Source organism: Citrobacter sp. VF227 (assembly GCF_052950715.1).
In genome coordinates, this window is sequence record NZ_JBRFVF010000012.1 from 70,156 (window position 1) to 86,353 (window position 16,198).

Below are 16,198 nucleotides of genomic sequence, written 5' to 3' on the forward strand. Positions count from 1 at the left end.
GCGCAAGTTTAAGCAAAATGCCGCTCATTAATGACGACTTCACTTCTTAATCAGCACCACAGCAGGCAGAGAAAACGTACGGTTCAGAGAATTAACTAATTGAAAAAATTAAAGATTAATTATCTGTTCATCGGCATATTAACGCTGTTGTTGGCAGCGGCCCTTTGGCCATCTATCCCCTGGTTCGGTAAAGCCGAAAATCGTATCGCCGCCATTCAGTCGCGGGGAGAGCTGCGCGTCAGTACCCTCGACTCGCCGTTAACTTACGCAACCCTCAACGGCAAAAAATTCGGTCTGGATTATGAACTGGCCCAGGCGTTCGCCAACTACTTGGGCGTGAAGTTAAACGTCACAGTGCGCCAGAACATTAGCCAGCTTTTCGACGACCTGGATAACGGTAATGCCGATCTGTTAGCCGCAGGTCTGGTCTATAACAGCGAGCGGGTAAAAAATTACCAGCCAGGACCGACCTACTATTCAGTTTCACAACAGTTGGTGTATCGGGTTGGACAATACCGCCCGCGCACGCTCGCCACCGTGAACGAAAGCCAACTGACTATCGCCCCAGGACATGTGGTGGTTAACGATCTCCAACAGCTAAAAGAGAAAAAATTCCCCGAGCTGAGCTGGAAGGTCGATGACAAAAAAGGTACCACTGAACTGCTTGATGATGTTATCGCCGGAAAGCTGGATTACACCATTGCCGATTCCGTCGCCATCAGTTTATACCAGCGCGTTCATCCTGAGCTGGCCGTGGCGCTGGACGTTTCCGACGAACAACCGGTGACCTGGTTTAGTCGTCTGGACAATGACAACACCCTGTCTGCCGCGCTGTTGGATTTCTTTAATACCATGAATGAAGATGGTTCTCTGGCGCGGCTGGAAGAGAAGTATCTTGGGCATGGCGATGATTTTGACTATGTTGATACCCGCACCTTTTTGCGTGCCGTAGACAGCGTATTGCCGGACCTCAAGCCGCTCTTTGAGAAGTATGCGCAGGAGATAGACTGGCGACTGCTCGCCGCAATATCCTATCAGGAGTCGCACTGGGATGCGCAGGCCACATCCCCGACTGGGGTACGCGGGCTGATGATGCTGACCAAAAATACCGCCCAGAGTCTCGGGCTAACTGACCGTACCGATGCAGAACAGAGCATCAGCGGCGGCGCGCGGTATTTGCAGGATATGATGAGTAAAGTGCCGGATACCGTTCCCGAAGGGGAACGTATCTGGTTTGCGCTCGCGGCCTACAACATGGGTTATGCGCACATGCTGGATGCCCGGGCGCTGACGGTGAAAACAAAAGGCAATCCGAACAGCTGGTCCGACGTAAAACAGCGACTGCCACTACTCAGCCAAAAGCCGTATTACAGCAAGTTGACCTATGGCTATGCGCGTGGTCACGAAGCCTACGCTTATGTGGAAAATATCCGTAAATACCAGATTAGCCTGGTGGGGTATCTGCAGGAGAAAGAAAAACAGGCGCAGGAAAAAATGCAACTGGCTCAGGATTATCCGGCGGTGTCACCGGCTGAGCTGGTGGGTAAAGATAAATTTCCGCTTTCAGCGTTTCTGACTCAGACATCGTCAAACTACCTGTCGCACTCCCCTTCGCTGCTGTTTTCAGCACAAAAGAAAGAGGATAAGTAGCCTGATTGGTATTTACTGATTGGCGGATTTTTTCAACGCTTTGATCTCCTGCCGACGCATGCGGAAGAAATCACTGAGCAGCGTGGCGCATTCATCCCGTAACACGCCTTCGGTCACGTCAACCCGATGATTCATTCCTGGGTGATGCAGCACATCCATTAATGACCCGGCAGCGCCCGTTTTCGCATCGCGTGCGCCAAAAACCACCCGGCCGATACGACTATGGACTATCGCGCCTGCGCACATCACGCACGGCTCCAGAGTGACGTACAGCGTGGCATCTAACAGACGGTAGTTTTGCAGTACCAGGCCCCCCTGACGCAGCGCCATAATTTCAGCGTGAGCAGTCGGATCATGGTGGCCGATCGGACGGTTCCAGCCTTCGCCAATCACGCGGTTGTTATGCACCAATACTGCACCCACCGGAACTTCACGTTCATCCCAGGCGCGCTTAGCCAGCGTTAAAGCATGACGCATCCAGTATTCGTGGCTAAATTCAACTTCAGACAAAGGGGTTACTCCACCAATAAAAGCGGGCGCATTATACACAGACGCTATCGTTTACTCTATTCGAGTTGTTGCAGCTCTCCGCGCGGCGTGACGCGCCAGCGATGCTGGCAAAAAGAGAGCAACGGATTGTCCTGCTTACTGTCGCTGTAGCCGCTGTAAAGAGACAGCGGCGCGCCAATCTGCCGCTCCAGTTGAGTCACTTTCTCATGGCCGAGGCAGCGCAGCGTCAGCACCCACCCGCCGTATCCCCGCGCCATTTTGCTGGCAATCAAATTGACACGCGGTAGCCACGGCGTGTCGAAGTAAACCTGCTCGACCAGCGACTGCGGAGAGCCGGTGATAAGCCAGATGTCAGCATCAGAGCTTAACAGGTAGGTTGTCAGGCGCTGCTGAACGAGCGGAAACGCCGTCACATTACTGCGAAACCAGCGTACAAAGTCGGACTGATGCGCTTTCAGACGCGCCTCGCTGCGACCAAAAGTGCATCCCCACAACAGCAGGCTCATTGGCCAGCGGGCGGCACGCCCTTGAATCAGCAATGCCAGCGCAATCACCGGTAGCAGAGGCAGCACCAGCAGCGCGTTCAGCGGCTGACGACGTAGCAGATAACGTATGAAACTACCGAACATATCCTGCTGGTGTAACGTGCCATCCAAATCAAAAAAAACAACGCGGCGCGGGTGATTGGTCAAACCTTAGTCCTCTGGATCGTTGAACCCCAATAGCCAGGTAAACAGGAACCCGGCAATAACTGCTACCAGATAGCCTAACAGATAGAACATCACTTTTCCGGCAACAATCGTCAGTGCCAGCGGTAATCCTGAGATACCAAAGGTGATAACCGTCGCCACCTTCCAGTAGCTAATCAGCGCTCCGCCTACCGCGCCGCCAAGGCAGGCACCGATAAACGGTCTACCTAACGGCAGCGTGACGCCAAAAATCAGCGGCTCGCCAACGCCCAGCAGTCCAACCGGCAACGCGCCTTTGATCACTTTTTTAAGCCGTGCGTTACGGGTTTTCATCAGCACGGCAATGGAAGCTCCAATTTGCCCGACGCCAGCCATCGCCAGGATAGGAAAGAGCGCGTTATAACCATGCGCCTGTACCAGTTCAACGTGGATCGGCACCAATCCCTGATGAAGTCCGGTGAGCACCAACGGCAGGAAAGTCCCAGCCAGTACGGCCCCCACCAGAAAACCGCCGCGATCAATAGCCCAGGATGCGCCATGAGCAATAGATTCAGAAATCCAGCCGCCAAGTGGTTGCAGCGCAACAATCGCGATGGCCCCGGTGATAATGGTGGTCAGCAGTGGGTTTAGGATCAGCTCCAGCGATTCTGGCAACAGCTCACGGAATTTGCGTTCGATCCAACACATCAACGCAACCACCAGCAGTACCGCGATCACCCCGCCGCGTCCCGGCTGCAACGCTTCGCCAAACAGCGTGATTTGTGCCAGTTGCGGACTGGAGAGGATCCCCGCCATCACCCCGCCCATCGCCAGAGAACCGCCGAATACTTTGGCGGTATTCACCCCGACCAGAATATTCATGATGGCAAACACGGCGCTGCCAAATATTCCCATCAGCCCAAGCATATTTGGATAGTGGGTCGCAAAATCCCCGACGATATCCGGTCGCTTAAGAATGTTAATAATGCCGGTGATCAAACCAGAAGCGATAAAAGCTGGAATAAGAGGGATAAAGACGTTCGCCAACTTACGCAGCGCATCGCTCATGGGCGCTTTGTACTTCGCTTTGGCCTCTGACTTCGTGCGCTCGATATCATTCGTATCTCTGCCTTCGCCGCCATCAGCAATCAGAGAGCGCATAGCATCCACCACCTTGGCCGCTTTACCGGGGCCGACAATGATCTGGTGCTGCACGCCCTGCTTCACGTAGCCGCTGACGCCGGGCAGTTGCCTGAGACGAGGGATATCGAGCAGCCCGTCATCCTGAACTTCAACCCTGACGCGGGTCATACAGTTTTCCAGACGCAGAATATTTTTCTCTCCGCCAACGCCCAGCAGAATATCGCTGGCCAGCACCGCCGTCTTATCCATATACACCTCTTAGTGTTCTAACGCCGCGCGTAAAAAACCCTGGTGAGCGGCAAGCTTTTCGCGAGCGGCAGCGGCGTCCAGGCCGGTGAGCGCCATTAAAATAGCCGGCTTAACGTCAAAATCAGTCTGCTTTAGCAACGCTTGCGCCTGTTCACGCGCAATGCCCGTGGCTTCAACCACCATACGGCACGCACGATCGACCAGTTTGACGTTGGTTGCCTGCATGTCCACCATCAGGTTCTGATAAACCTTACCGAACTTCACCATCGCTCCGGTGGAGATCATATTGAGCACCAGCTTTTGCGCGGTACCGGATTTCAGTCGCGTTGACCCCGTCAGCGCCTCCGGACCCACCACCGGGGAAATAGCGATATCCGCTTCATGTGCAATTGGTGAATCCGGATTGCAGGAAATAGCCGCCGTCGTACAACCTACCGTACGCGCATATTTCAGTCCGCCAATCACATACGGCGTACGACCTGAAGCCGCCAGACCAACGACCATATCCTGTGCGGTGAGATTGATCGCGCGCAGATCGTCTTCACCTAGCTGTGGGTTATCTTCCGCACCCTCAACCGCCTTCAGCAGCGCGCCCGGCCCCCCGGCAATCAACCCAACCACCAGACCGTGCGGAACGCCGAAAGTCGGTGGGCATTCAGATGCATCCAGCACCCCAAGACGCCCGCTGGTACCCGCCCCCATGTAAATAATGCGGCCACCTGCTTTTAGCGCGTTAGCTGCCGCATCGACCGCGCACGCAACTTGAGGCAGAGTTGCTTTTACTGCTTCGGCTACCAGCGTATCCTGTTGATTAAAACGATGAACCAACTCCAGCGTGGAGAGCGCATCCAGGTCCATGGTCTGTGGATTGCGGGTTTCTGAAACTAATGCACCGAGATTCATTTTTTGGTCCTTAGGAATTTTTAATTCATAATAATCTGCCATAATGGAATATTATATTCATCAAGGCGAATGAAATTTTGTTTTGTAATCGCCATCACGTTTTCGCCAGGAGACAGCATGAACTGTTTAATTCGCATTCGTCAGCGTTACCCGGACCTCGCGCAGAGCGATAAAAAACTTGCGGATTATCTCCTTGCCCAGCCGGATAGTGCGCGGCATCTCAGTTCGCAGCAGTTGGCCGCGGAGGCGGGCGTCAGCCAGTCCAGCGTGGTGAAGTTCGCGCAAAAGATGGGTTTTAAAGGATTTCCTGCACTCAAACTAGCGATTAGCGAAGCGCTGGCCAGCAACCCTAACCCCCACTCCATTCCGGTGCATAATCAGATTCGCGGTGACGACCCTATGCGTCTGGTGGGAGAAAAGTTGATTCAGGAGAACGTGGCGGCGATGCATGCGACGCTGGACGTCAACAGCGAAGAGAAACTGATGGAGAGCGTCATGATGCTGCGCTCAGCCCGGCGCATTATCGTGACCGGGATTGGCGCATCGGGTCTGGTGGCACAGAATTTTGCCTGGAAGCTGCTGAAGATTGGTTTTAACGCGGTGGTTGAACGCGATATGCACGCCCTGTTGGCGGCAGTGCAGGCGCTTTCGCCCAACGATCTGCTGCTGGCCATTTCGTATACCGGCGAACGCCGTGAGCTCAACCTGGCTGCGGACGAAACATTGCGCACCGGAGCCAAAATTCTCGCCGTCACCGGATTTACACCGAACGCCCTGCAGCAACGGGCAACTCATTGTCTGTATACGATTGCTGAGGAGCAGGCTACGCGCAGCGCAGCGATTTCCTCTACGCATGCGCAAATGATGCTGACTGATTTATTGTTTATGGCACTGGTACAGCAGGATCTTGAGCACGCTCCGGAACGCATTCGCCACAGCGAAGCACTGGTAAAAAAACTGGTCTGAGCAAAGAATGCGCGTATAATGCCCGCCCGATTTGTGATGTTTTGAGAGTTTCCTGATGGCCCTGTTAATCACTAAAAAGTGTATCAATTGCGATATGTGCGAGCCCGAATGCCCGAATGAGGCAATTTCGATGGGTGACAGCATTTACGAGATTAACAGTGACAAATGTACGGAATGCGTAGGCCATTACGACACGCCAACCTGCCAGAAGGTGTGCCCGATCCCCAATACTATTTTGAAAGATCCGGCACATATCGAAACGGAAGAGCAGCTGTGGGATAAGTTTGTCCTGATGCATCACGCAGACAAACTTTAACTCTCGATAATCACCGTAGCGCAGGCGTAGTGACGCTCATCAGCCAGCGTCACATGCATATGTGCGACACCGAGTTTTTCCGCCAGTTTTAACGCCTCTCCCCATAACCGCAAACGCGGCTTACCGAGTTCATCGTTAAAGACTTCAAACTGATTAAATGCCAGACCGTTGCGGATACCCGTCCCAAAGGCTTTTGCTGCCGCCTCTTTGACCGCAAAACGCTTCGCCAAAAAACGCACCGGCTGCTGATGCGTCTCCCAGATAGCCCATTCGTTGTCACTGAGCACACGTCTTGCCAGACGGTCGCCGGAACGTGAGATCACCGCCTCAATGCGGGCAATCTCCACGATATCCGTGCCTAATCCCAGAATCGCCATTAGCCACGCGCTTCCAGCATCAAACGTTTCATTTCGACAACTGCATCTTTCAGACCGCTCATCACCGCGCGTCCGATAATGGCATGTCCAATGTTCAGCTCGTGCATTTCCGGGATTCGCGCGATGGCTTTAACGTTATGGTATGTCAGGCCGTGACCTGCATTTACCTTCAGGCCAAGGCTGGCGGCAAAGGTTGCCGCTTTGGCGATACGCGCCAGTTCGCTGGCCTGTTCAGCGTCGGTTTTCGCATCGGCGTAACAGCCTGTGTGAATTTCGATATACGGCGCGCCGACTTCAGCAGCAGCCTTAATCTGCTCTTCATCGGCATCGATAAACAGCGAAACCAGAATGCCTGCGTCCGCCAGGCGTTTGCAGGCATCACGCATCTTATCTCGCTGGCCGGCGACGTCCAGACCACCTTCAGTAGTCACTTCCTGACGTTTTTCCGGCACCAGGCAGCAAAAATGCGGCTTAGTCTCAACGGCAATCTCCAGCATCTCTTCGGTGACCGCCATTTCCAGATTCATGCGCGTATCCAGCGTCTGGCGCAAAATACGTACGTCACGGTCGGTGATATGACGACGGTCTTCACGCAGGTGTACGGTAATACCATCCGCGCCCGCCTGTTCAACGATAAATGCCGCCTGAACCGGATCCGGATATGCGGTACCGCGTGCATTACGTAATGTGGCAATGTGGTCAATATTGACGCCTAACAGTAATTCAGCCATGACAATCCTCGTTAATCATTATTTGTTTTTACTGCTCGTTTTGGCATAAATTGCCGGAACAGTTCCCGGCTTTTTAACGGCTTACCACCAAGATACGGCTTTAACGCCATGCGGGTAAAGCGTTTCGCGGCGCGTAACGTATCGACATCGGGAAATTCACGCGACTCAAGCGCTTTGAGATGGCGTCCCGTAAAAGTGTTGTGATCAATAACAATGCTGGCAATAAACCCTTTTTCTTCCCGGTAACGATAGGTCATGGTGTCGTCTACCGGCTCGCCGCTGCCCGCACAGTGGGTAAAATCGACGCCGTATCCCAAATGTCCAAGTAAGGCCAGCTCAAAACGACGCAGCGCGGGTTCTGGCGAACCTGTGGCGCCAGCCAGCGCCTGAATACAGTTCAGATAATCGAAAAAGAGTTCAGAAAAGCGGGTCTCGTACTCAAGGACGCGGGAGATAAGTTCGTTGATATACAAGCCGCTGTACAGCGTGATACCGCTAAGAGGGAGTGCCAGAGAAACGGCTTCAGCACTACGTAGGGTTTTGACCTCTCCACGTCCACCAAAGCGAAGCAACAACGGGGTAAAAGGCTGGAGTGCGCCTTTAAGATTGGAGCGTTTGGAACGTGCGCCTTTAGCCACCAGGCGCACGCGACCCGACTCTTCCGTGAAGACGTCCAGCACGAGACTGGTTTCGCTCCAGGGGCGACTATGTAAGACAAAGGCTCGTTGCCATCCTTCCATATACTCGCCGTGTTTCAGAAGATGGGTTTAGACGTCGTCGCCGTAACCGAGGCTACGCAACGCTCGTTCGTCATCGGCCCAGCCAGATTTCACTTTCACCCACAGTTCGAGGTGAACAGGCGCTTCGAACATCTCCTGCATGTCTTTACGCGCTTCGATGCCGATGGTTTTAATTTTGGCTCCTTTGTTGCCAATAACCATCTTCTTCTGTCCTTCACGTTCAACGAGGATCAGACCGTTAATATCGTAGCCACCGCGCTCGTTAGAGATAAAACGCTCAATCTCCACGGTGACAGAATACGGCAGTTCAGCCCCCAGAAAACGCATCAGCTTTTCGCGGATGATTTCAGAAGCCATAAAACGCTGAGAACGGTCAGTGATGTAATCTTCCGGGAAGTGATGAATAGCTTCCGGCAGATGCTTACGTACGATGTCCGCAACGATATCCACATTCAAACCCGTCTCGGCAGAGATCGGGACGATATCGAGGAAATTCATCTGGCTTGCCAGGAACTGCAGGTGCGGAAGCAGATCGGCTTTTTCCTGAACATTGTCTACTTTGTTCACAGCCAGAATAACCGGGGCTTTACCGTCGCGCAGCTTGTTAAGCACCATTTCGTCGTCCGGCGTCCAGCGGGTTCCTTCCACAACGAAAATAACCAGTTCAACATCACCAATCGAGCTGCTCGCCGCTTTGTTCATCAGGCGGTTGATCGCCCGTTTTTCTTCCATATGCAGGCCCGGGGTATCAACATAAATCGCCTGATACGCGCCTTCAGTATGGATGCCAACAATACGGTGACGTGTTGTCTGAGCCTTACGTGAGGTAATGGAAATCTTCTGCCCAAGCAGGTTATTTAACAGGGTGGATTTGCCGACGTTCGGACGACCGACGATGGCAATAAATCCGCAGTAAGTTGTATCGATGCTCATTCCAGCTCCAGTTTTTTCAACGCCTGTTCGGCGGCAGCCTGCTCAGCCTTACGACGGCTAGAACCTGTGCCAACCACCGGTTCACTCAGGCCGCTGACCTGGCAGTGGATAGTAAATTCTTGATCGTGTGCTTCACCACGAACCTGCACCACCAGATAAGACGGCAGCGGCAGGTGGCGACCCTGCAAATATTCCTGCAAGCGCGTTTTCGGATCTTTTTGTTTATCGCCTGGGCTAATTTCATCCAGACGAGTCTGATACCAGTTCAGGATCAGTTGCTCAACGGTTTGAATGTCGCTGTCGAGGAAGACGCCGCCAATTAAAGCTTCAACGGTATCAGCCAGGATCGATTCACGGCGGAAGCCGCCGCTTTTCAGCTCACCAGGCCCCAAACGTAAACATTCACCGAGGTCAAACTCACGGGCTAATTCAGCAAGCGTATTGCCGCGAACCAGCGTTGCGCGCATGCGGCTCATATCACCTTCGTCCACTCGCGGGAAACGGTGATAAAGCGCATTAGCGATAACAAAGCTCAAAATAGAGTCGCCTAAAAATTCTAAACGCTCGTTATGTTTGCTGCTGGCGCTACGGTGAGTCAATGCCTGCTGCAACAGCTCCTGATGATTAAAAGTGTAGCCCAGCTTCCGTTGAAGCCGATTAATTACGATGGGGTTCATGCGATACCAATAAATGAATGCGTCAACAATTCAGCACACGAAACAGACCTGATATACGCACTTCGCTTAGCCATTTGGCTTTAGCTAAATGCATTTATACAAACCAACGCTGTTTCGTGTGCCGTGGCAACCTGTCGGTGCCAACCTAAAACTTCGGGGGAATATTCTATACACAACGACAAGGGATGTCGTTAGTCTGCGGGAATTTATCCGAGAAATAATTCACGCTGCCGCCATAATGACGACAACGTGAACGATTATCAGCGATTAGTGAATACCGCCAATACGGCTTAAACGTACACCGGTCGGCCATTCGCCTTCTTGCTTGTCGAAACTCATCCAGATAGCGGTCGCTTTACCCACCAGGTTCGCTTCCGGCACAAATCCCCAGTAACGGCTGTCCGCGCTGTTGTCACGGTTATCACCCATCATGAAGTAGTGTCCCGGAGGGACGATCCAGGTTGCCAGTTGCTGGCCAGGCTGGCGGTAATACATTCCCACCTGATCCTGCGCGATTGGCACGGTCAGAATGCGGTGCGTTACCTCACCCAGCGTTTCTTTACGCTCGGAGAGGCGAATACCGTTTTCTTTCGTTTCATTCAGAGGAACTTCAAAGAAGCCGCTGGTCGCTTCCCCACCGTTACGACGGGCAAAGGTCTGCACGAAATCACTTGGCTGAACATCCGAATACGTCACCGGCAGCGCGTTTTCACACGCCTGACCAGAACTGCATCCTGGCTGAATCGTGACCTCTTTCGCCACCGGATCGTAGGTCACTTTGTCTCCCGGTAAACCGACAGCGCGTTTGATGTAGTCCAGACGCGGATCTTCCGGGTATTTAAACACCACAATATCACCGCGTTTCGGATGGCCAGTTTCGATCAACGTTTTCTGGTAAATAGGATCTTTAATCCCATAGGCGAATTTCTCCACCAGGATAAAGTCCCCGATAAGCAGCGTCGGCATCATCGAACCTGACGGGATCTGGAACGGCTCATAAATAAATGAACGTACCACCAGCACAATCGCCAGTACCGGGAAAACGGATGCTCCAGTTTCCAGCCAGCCCGGTTTAGGGGCTACTTTTTTTAGCGTTGCTTTATCCAGTGAATCACCTGCAGCAGCTTGCGCTGCTGCCTGACGCTCCCGGCGCTTTGGTGCGAAGATGAATTTATCTACGCACCACAAAATGCCCGTCACCAGTGTGGCAATCACCAGAATCAGGGCAAACATGTTCGCCATGCCAACTCCTTAAGGTTATTTGCTGTCTTTACCGACATGCAGAATGGCGAGGAAGGCTTCCTGCGGCAGTTCGACGTTACCGATCTGCTTCATGCGCTTTTTACCCTCTTTCTGTTTTTGCAGCAGCTTTTTCTTACGACTGATATCGCCACCGTAGCATTTCGCCAGAACGTTTTTACGCAGCTGCTTAACCGTTGAACGCGCAATGATGTGCGTACCAATGGCTGCCTGAATCGCGATATCAAACTGCTGGCGAGGGATCAGATCTTTCATCTTCTCAACCAGTTCGCGGCCACGGCTCTGGGAATTGTCGCGGTGGGTGATTAGCGCCAGCGCATCGACACGTTCGTTGTTGATGAGGACATCAACGCGCACCATGTCAGACGCCTGGAATCGTTTAAAGTTATAGTCCAGCGACGCATAGCCGCGCGAAGTCGACTTCAGACGGTCGAAAAAGTCGAGTACCACTTCCGCCATCGGGATTTCGTAGGTCAGCGCCACCTGGTTACCGTGGTAAACCATGTTGGTCTGAACGCCGCGCTTCTCGATACACAGGGTGATCACGTTGCCAAGGTAAGCCTGCGGCAGCAGCATGTGACACTCAGCGATCGGCTCACGCAGTTCGTAGATGTTGTTCAGCGGCGGCAGCTTGGACGGGCTATCGACGTAGATAGTCTCTTTCGCCGTAGTTTCAACTTCGTAAACTACGGTCGGCGCGGTGGTGATCAGATCCAGATCGTATTCACGCTCCAGACGTTCCTGAATGATCTCCATGTGCAGCAGACCAAGGAAGCCACAACGGAAGCCGAAGCCCAGCGCGGTCGAGCTTTCCGGTTCATAAAACAGGGAGGCGTCGTTGAGGCTCAGCTTGCCGAGGGCGTCACGGAAGTTTTCGTAGTCGTCAGAGCTCACTGGGAACAGACCAGCGTACACCTGCGGCTTCACTTTTTTAAAGCCTGGCAACGGTTTGTCTGCCGGGTTACGTGCCTGCGTCAGGGTATCGCCAACCGGTGCGCCGAGGATGTCTTTGATTGCACACACCAACCAACCTACCTCGCCGCATTTCAGCTCGGTACGATCAACCTGTTTTGGTGTGAAGATCCCCAGACGGTCGGCATTGTAGACCTGACCGGTGCTCATCACTTTAATTTTGTCGCCTTTACGCATGGTGCCGTTTTTAATACGCACCAGCGAAACCACGCCCAGGTAGTTATCGAACCAGGAGTCGATAATCAACGCCTGCAGCGGACCTTCCGGATCGCCTTCCGGCGGCGGAATGTCGCGCACCAGACGTTCCAGCACGTCGGTCACGCCCACGCCGGTTTTCGCCGAGCAGCGAACCGCATCAGTCGCGTCGATGCCGACGATGTCTTCAATCTCTTCTGCTACGCGCTCAGGATCGGCGGCTGGCAGGTCGATTTTGTTCAGAACCGGCACCACTTCCAGATCCATTTCCATGGCGGTATAGCAGTTAGCCAGGGTCTGCGCTTCGACACCCTGTCCGGCGTCAACCACCAGCAGTGCGCCTTCACAGGCGGCAAGCGAACGGGAAACTTCATACGAGAAGTCAACGTGGCCCGGGGTGTCGATAAAGTTAAGCTGATAGGTTTCACCATCAGATGCTTTGAAATCGAGCGTCACGCTCTGCGCTTTGATAGTAATACCGCGCTCACGCTCAAGATCCATCGAGTCGAGAACCTGCGCTTCCATTTCACGGTCAGACAGGCCACCGCAGATCTGGATAATACGGTCAGACAGCGTCGATTTACCGTGGTCGATGTGAGCTATGATTGAAAAGTTACGTATGTTCTTCATATAGTGTAATTATTGTGCCTTACGCCCGCCTGAGCAGGCTCTGAGAAGTCGCTGTTCTGAGCTTAACGTCTGTTTAAGTGAAACGCCGCATTCTACACTACAACGCTGAGGCGAGGAAATGTTCATAGAGCAAGGATAGTGGGAACTGGAAACAACTACGCAAAGTCGGTGAAACTTTTGCCGGATGGCGTTACCTCCCTCCGGCAAAGGTATCACTGCTGGGTTTCAATGCGAATGAGATCAGGCGGGAGAGCAACGTTCAGAATGACCGGCTGCCAGGCTTCACGCTCAGCAAGCTTACGAGAGAATCCACGGGCTATCAGGAATCCGCCCACGCCACCCAGTACCGCACCGCTTAACGCCGCAAGGTCGGAACCAAACAGCACCTGGAACAACGCCGCGAAAAGAAAAAGTCCCGCTAACGGTGACATATAGACCAGCATCGCTGATCCCAACAGGCTACCCTCGGCAATGCCCAGTTCAACTTTTTGTCCGGGTGTTAAGGGTTCGTCACTCGGCACCACAATGGTATGTGTGGTCTGTGGCCCAAGTTTGTTCAGCACGCGACTCCCACATCCAGCCCGGGAAGCGCAGCTGCTACATGATGCTTTAACGTCACAGCTAACCGTCGCCAGGCCATCTTGCCAGGAGACGACTGTCGCCCACTCTTTAATCATTGTGCTGCCCTGAACTTGATATTGTCCGCGATACGCTTCGCCGTTTGTGGTGGGAGCTCACCCACAATCGTAATTTCCGCGTTGTCACGCACGCTGGTGCTGACCGTCCTACGCCCGGTACGCAGCAGCTGCTCGGCGCTGTTTTGCGTCGCACGGTTTACGTTCACAGAAAAACTAAACAGGCCATCAGAATAAAGCCGCGATTCGATCGGCATGTTATCCATCGTCGGCAACGGGCGTCGACTGCTGGAAACTTCGCTGAAGCCTTGCGGCAACCACGACGGACTCCAGTTAAAGTTGGTTTTCTCTCCCGCAGGAACTGACAGCAACGGCGGCAGATTGGCCTTTGCCAGCGTCTGCATGCTGTCGCTGACGCCGTTGTTTACGGTAAAGGCGATGACGCGGAACTGTTCCAGCGTTTCGCCATCACGGTCAAGAAGATCAACACGCATCGGCAGCTTGGTCTCTGTGTCCATCCAGACGATATAGCTGTAACGCGTACCGTCTCGGGCTACCACGCGGATCACTTCACAGAGCCTGTCGGCAATGCGGGTGCGGCCTACTGAGATAAAATCATAGTAGGGAGCAAGACGTTTGAAGTCGGTATAAATCAGGGATGGCAGAGAGTCAACGATATAGTCGCCATTCAACGTGAACGGTTCAAGACCTGGCTCAAAATAGCTGATTTCATTGCCACGTTGCACCACTTCCCGGCGCGGCCCATCCATTTGCAACAGTTGTGCTAGCGGACGGTTATCCAGGCGAGCATGGCGATAACGTAGGGATTCAACACCCTGTTTATTGATGCTGACAAATGACAGCTCATAGGTTAGCGACTGGCTGGCCAGATTCATCTGCTGCAACAACGCCCCGGACGCAGGATTGGCCGAGGCGTTGACAGAGAAGAACAGGCCACCAGCCACAAGTGACATGGCAAACCAAAGTTGCTTCATTACTGCGATTGCGTTCCTAAAGTTTGAATTCCTGGCACCTGTACAGCGGCTTGCTGTGTTTGGGCCTGCTCAAACTGAAGCTGTTCAGAGTGCAGTCGACGTTGCAGTTCGTAATCCTGCAACATGGCATTAATACGACGACGCTGCTCCTGTACCTGCTGTTGCTGACCGCCGCTGGCCGTCGCGTCAGAAGGTACACCCAGGCTTACCGGACTGGCTTTACCCATCATCGGTAATGTATTAAATACCGGTGTTTCGGGCTGCTGGGACGTTTCAGATTGCCCATTATAGTGCTGGACGCCAACAATAACTGCAAGTGATACACACGCGGCAACACCCATTTGAGTAAGCTGCGCGGCCCACGGACGCATTTTCTTCCAGAACGGCATTTTCTGCCACTGGTGCGGTGCTGGCTGGGCCTCAGGAATCAATGGCACCGTCTGACGTACTGGCTCATCCTGGATGGCGGCCATTACGCGGGCGGAAATATCGAAATGGAGAACGTCGGCGGTATCACCTCGCATGGAATCGCGAATCAGGTGATAACTCTCCCAGGTTTTTTGCATTTCCGGGTCGTGAGCCAGCTCTTTGAGCAACTCAGTATCCAGCGTTTCGCCATCCATTAAAGCGGAAAGTTTTTCTTTCTGCATGCCTAATACCTTTTCCAGTATCCCGCTATCGTCAACGCCTGATAAGCGGTTGAACTTTATTATCAATAGCTTCCCTCGCTCGGAAGATACGTGAACGCACCGTACCCACCGGACAATCCATGATAGCGGCTATCTCTTCATAGCTCAGGCCATCCAGCTCCCGCAAGGTTATTGCCATGCGTAAATCTTCCGGGAGGGACTCAATAGTCCGGAAAACTATCTGTCTCAGTTCTTCTGACAACATTAAGTTCTCAGGGTTCGAAATTTCTTTCAGCGCACCGCCACTTTCGTAATTTTCTGCTTCAATCGCATCTATATCACTGGAAGGTGGACGACGCCCCTGAGCGACCAGGTAATTCTTCGCTGTATTGACCGCAATACGATACAGCCAGGTATAAAAAGCACTATCCCCCCGGAACGAGTCCAGCGCACGATAGGCCTTGATAAATGCTTCTTGTACGACATCGGGTACATCACCCGACGGTACATAGCGAGAAACCAGACTCGCCACCTTATGCTGATAGCGCACTACCAGTAGGTTAAAGGCTTTCTGATCTCCCTTTTGGACCCGTTCTACCAGGACCTGGTCCGTTAACTGCTCGCTCATCCGAGGTAAAGTCTCCCCAAACCAAATTTCCACGCGCTTTCGAAACGCCACTCCATCAGCTTCACTATGAGCAAGCAAATGCTTAGAGTGCTCAAGTTTCGTAAAGTTCCGTTACGCATTGTTTTTTGTTTGTCATGTTGTAGACAGGTCTTATATCTCATTATAAGTCTACATAACCCAATCAACGCACTATCTGTAAGAAATGCCCATTTCACCGCCAGCAGAGTAACCCAACGGGCACTTTATTTCATCACATAATCTGATGCTAACGGCCTGCTTCACAAAATATTTTTGCTCATTTCACCCTCGTCACGCTTTTCTATCATGTTTAGTCATTGCAACACATATAAAAATAAAACGTGCAGTATCGCCCAATGTGGTGCTATGGTGA

The 16,198-nt window shown here is 52.9% G+C and carries 19 protein-coding genes; 3 read left to right on the forward strand and 16 right to left on the reverse strand.

What is annotated here, in order from left to right; genetic code table 11:
- Positions 1-99 precede the first annotated feature (99 nt).
- Positions 100-1,650, forward strand: a complete 1,551-nt coding sequence (gene mltF, locus ACU8YC_RS22655; protein WP_151217681.1) for a membrane-bound lytic murein transglycosylase MltF — start codon at positions 100-102, stop codon at positions 1,648-1,650.
- Between the two features lie 12 nt (positions 1,651-1,662).
- On the opposite strand, the gene tadA is transcribed toward mltF, so the two are convergent.
- Genes tadA through murQ form a run of 4 tightly spaced genes read right to left on the reverse strand, consistent with a single transcriptional unit; the run spans position 1,663 to position 5,123 of the window.
- Positions 1,663-2,199 (reverse strand): tRNA adenosine(34) deaminase TadA, encoded by a 537-nt coding sequence (gene tadA, locus ACU8YC_RS22660; protein WP_446895771.1) that lies wholly within the window; start codon positions 2,197-2,199, stop codon positions 1,663-1,665.
- A 17-nt stretch (positions 2,200-2,216) separates the two neighbouring features.
- Complete coding sequence (gene yfhb / locus ACU8YC_RS22665) at positions 2,217-2,852, reverse strand: phosphatidylglycerophosphatase C (RefSeq protein ID WP_187253571.1); 636 nt, start codon at positions 2,850-2,852, stop codon at positions 2,217-2,219.
- A 3-nt stretch (positions 2,853-2,855) separates the two neighbouring features.
- Positions 2,856-4,220, reverse strand: coding sequence for a PTS transporter subunit EIIC (locus ACU8YC_RS22670; RefSeq protein ID WP_414078128.1), 1,365 nt, complete (start codon positions 4,218-4,220; stop codon positions 2,856-2,858).
- 9 nt (positions 4,221-4,229) lie between these two features.
- Positions 4,230-5,123: an N-acetylmuramic acid 6-phosphate etherase gene (murQ, locus tag ACU8YC_RS22675; RefSeq protein WP_151217683.1), complete on the reverse strand. Its 894-nt coding sequence runs from the start codon at positions 5,121-5,123 to the stop codon at positions 4,230-4,232.
- A gap of 117 nt (positions 5,124-5,240) precedes the next feature.
- Here murQ and ACU8YC_RS22680 point away from each other — a divergent pair, with 117 nt between their 5' ends.
- A complete protein-coding gene (locus tag ACU8YC_RS22680) occupies positions 5,241-6,089 on the forward strand; it encodes a MurR/RpiR family transcriptional regulator (RefSeq protein ID WP_151217684.1) in 849 nt (282 codons plus the stop codon).
- Between the two features lie 55 nt (positions 6,090-6,144).
- Complete coding sequence (locus ACU8YC_RS22685; protein WP_096756130.1) at positions 6,145-6,405, forward strand: YfhL family 4Fe-4S dicluster ferredoxin; 261 nt, start codon at positions 6,145-6,147, stop codon at positions 6,403-6,405.
- On the opposite strand, the gene acpS is transcribed toward ACU8YC_RS22685, so the two are convergent.
- The 12 genes from acpS to rseD form a co-directional block, all read right to left on the reverse strand.
- Positions 6,402-6,782: a holo-ACP synthase gene (gene acpS, locus ACU8YC_RS22690; RefSeq protein ID WP_003037588.1), complete on the reverse strand. Its 381-nt coding sequence runs from the start codon at positions 6,780-6,782 to the stop codon at positions 6,402-6,404. The genes ACU8YC_RS22685 and acpS overlap by 4 nt on opposite strands.
- A complete protein-coding gene (gene pdxJ, locus ACU8YC_RS22695; protein WP_151217685.1) occupies positions 6,782-7,513 on the reverse strand; it encodes a pyridoxine 5'-phosphate synthase in 732 nt (243 codons plus the stop codon). The genes acpS and pdxJ overlap by 1 nt, the downstream gene beginning before the upstream one ends.
- 11 nt (positions 7,514-7,524) lie before the next feature.
- The gene (recO, locus tag ACU8YC_RS22700) at positions 7,525-8,253 is read right to left on the reverse strand and encodes a DNA repair protein RecO (RefSeq protein ID WP_187258547.1); all 729 of its coding nucleotides are present in this window, start codon (positions 8,251-8,253) and stop codon (positions 7,525-7,527) included.
- A 27-nt stretch (positions 8,254-8,280) separates the two neighbouring features.
- On the reverse strand, positions 8,281-9,186 hold the full coding sequence (era, locus tag ACU8YC_RS22705; protein WP_446895772.1) for a GTPase Era: 906 nt from the start codon (positions 9,184-9,186) through the stop codon (positions 8,281-8,283).
- Positions 9,183-9,863 carry a ribonuclease III gene (gene rnc / locus ACU8YC_RS22710; protein WP_003037579.1) on the reverse strand — a complete coding sequence of 227 codons (681 nt, stop codon included), beginning with the start codon at positions 9,861-9,863 and terminating at the stop codon, positions 9,183-9,185. Before rnc ends, era begins: the two co-directional genes overlap by 4 nt.
- A 267-nt stretch (positions 9,864-10,130) precedes the next feature.
- Positions 10,131-11,105, reverse strand: coding sequence for a signal peptidase I (gene lepB / locus ACU8YC_RS22715; protein WP_042306654.1), 975 nt, complete (start codon positions 11,103-11,105; stop codon positions 10,131-10,133).
- Positions 11,106-11,120: 15 nt separating this feature from the next.
- Positions 11,121-12,920, reverse strand: a complete 1,800-nt coding sequence (lepA, locus tag ACU8YC_RS22720) for a translation elongation factor 4 (RefSeq protein ID WP_003037577.1) — start codon at positions 12,918-12,920, stop codon at positions 11,121-11,123.
- Between the two features lie 212 nt (positions 12,921-13,132).
- Positions 13,133-13,597 (reverse strand): SoxR-reducing system protein RseC, encoded by a 465-nt coding sequence (gene rseC / locus ACU8YC_RS22725; RefSeq protein ID WP_187253573.1) that lies wholly within the window; start codon positions 13,595-13,597, stop codon positions 13,133-13,135.
- On the reverse strand, positions 13,594-14,550 hold the full coding sequence (gene rseB / locus ACU8YC_RS22730; protein ID WP_414438411.1) for a sigma-E factor regulatory protein RseB: 957 nt from the start codon (positions 14,548-14,550) through the stop codon (positions 13,594-13,596). The genes rseC and rseB overlap by 4 nt, the downstream gene beginning before the upstream one ends.
- Positions 14,550-15,200 (reverse strand): anti-sigma-E factor RseA, encoded by a 651-nt coding sequence (rseA, locus tag ACU8YC_RS22735; RefSeq protein WP_047501529.1) that lies wholly within the window; start codon positions 15,198-15,200, stop codon positions 14,550-14,552. Before rseA ends, rseB begins: the two co-directional genes overlap by 1 nt.
- A 31-nt stretch (positions 15,201-15,231) precedes the next feature.
- Positions 15,232-15,807 (reverse strand): RNA polymerase sigma factor RpoE, encoded by a 576-nt coding sequence (gene rpoE / locus ACU8YC_RS22740; RefSeq protein ID WP_003037573.1) that lies wholly within the window; start codon positions 15,805-15,807, stop codon positions 15,232-15,234.
- Positions 15,804-15,968 (reverse strand): rpoE leader peptide RseD, encoded by a 165-nt coding sequence (rseD, locus tag ACU8YC_RS22745; RefSeq protein ID WP_151217689.1) that lies wholly within the window; start codon positions 15,966-15,968, stop codon positions 15,804-15,806. The genes rpoE and rseD overlap by 4 nt, the downstream gene beginning before the upstream one ends.
- Positions 15,969-16,198 lie beyond the last annotated feature (230 nt).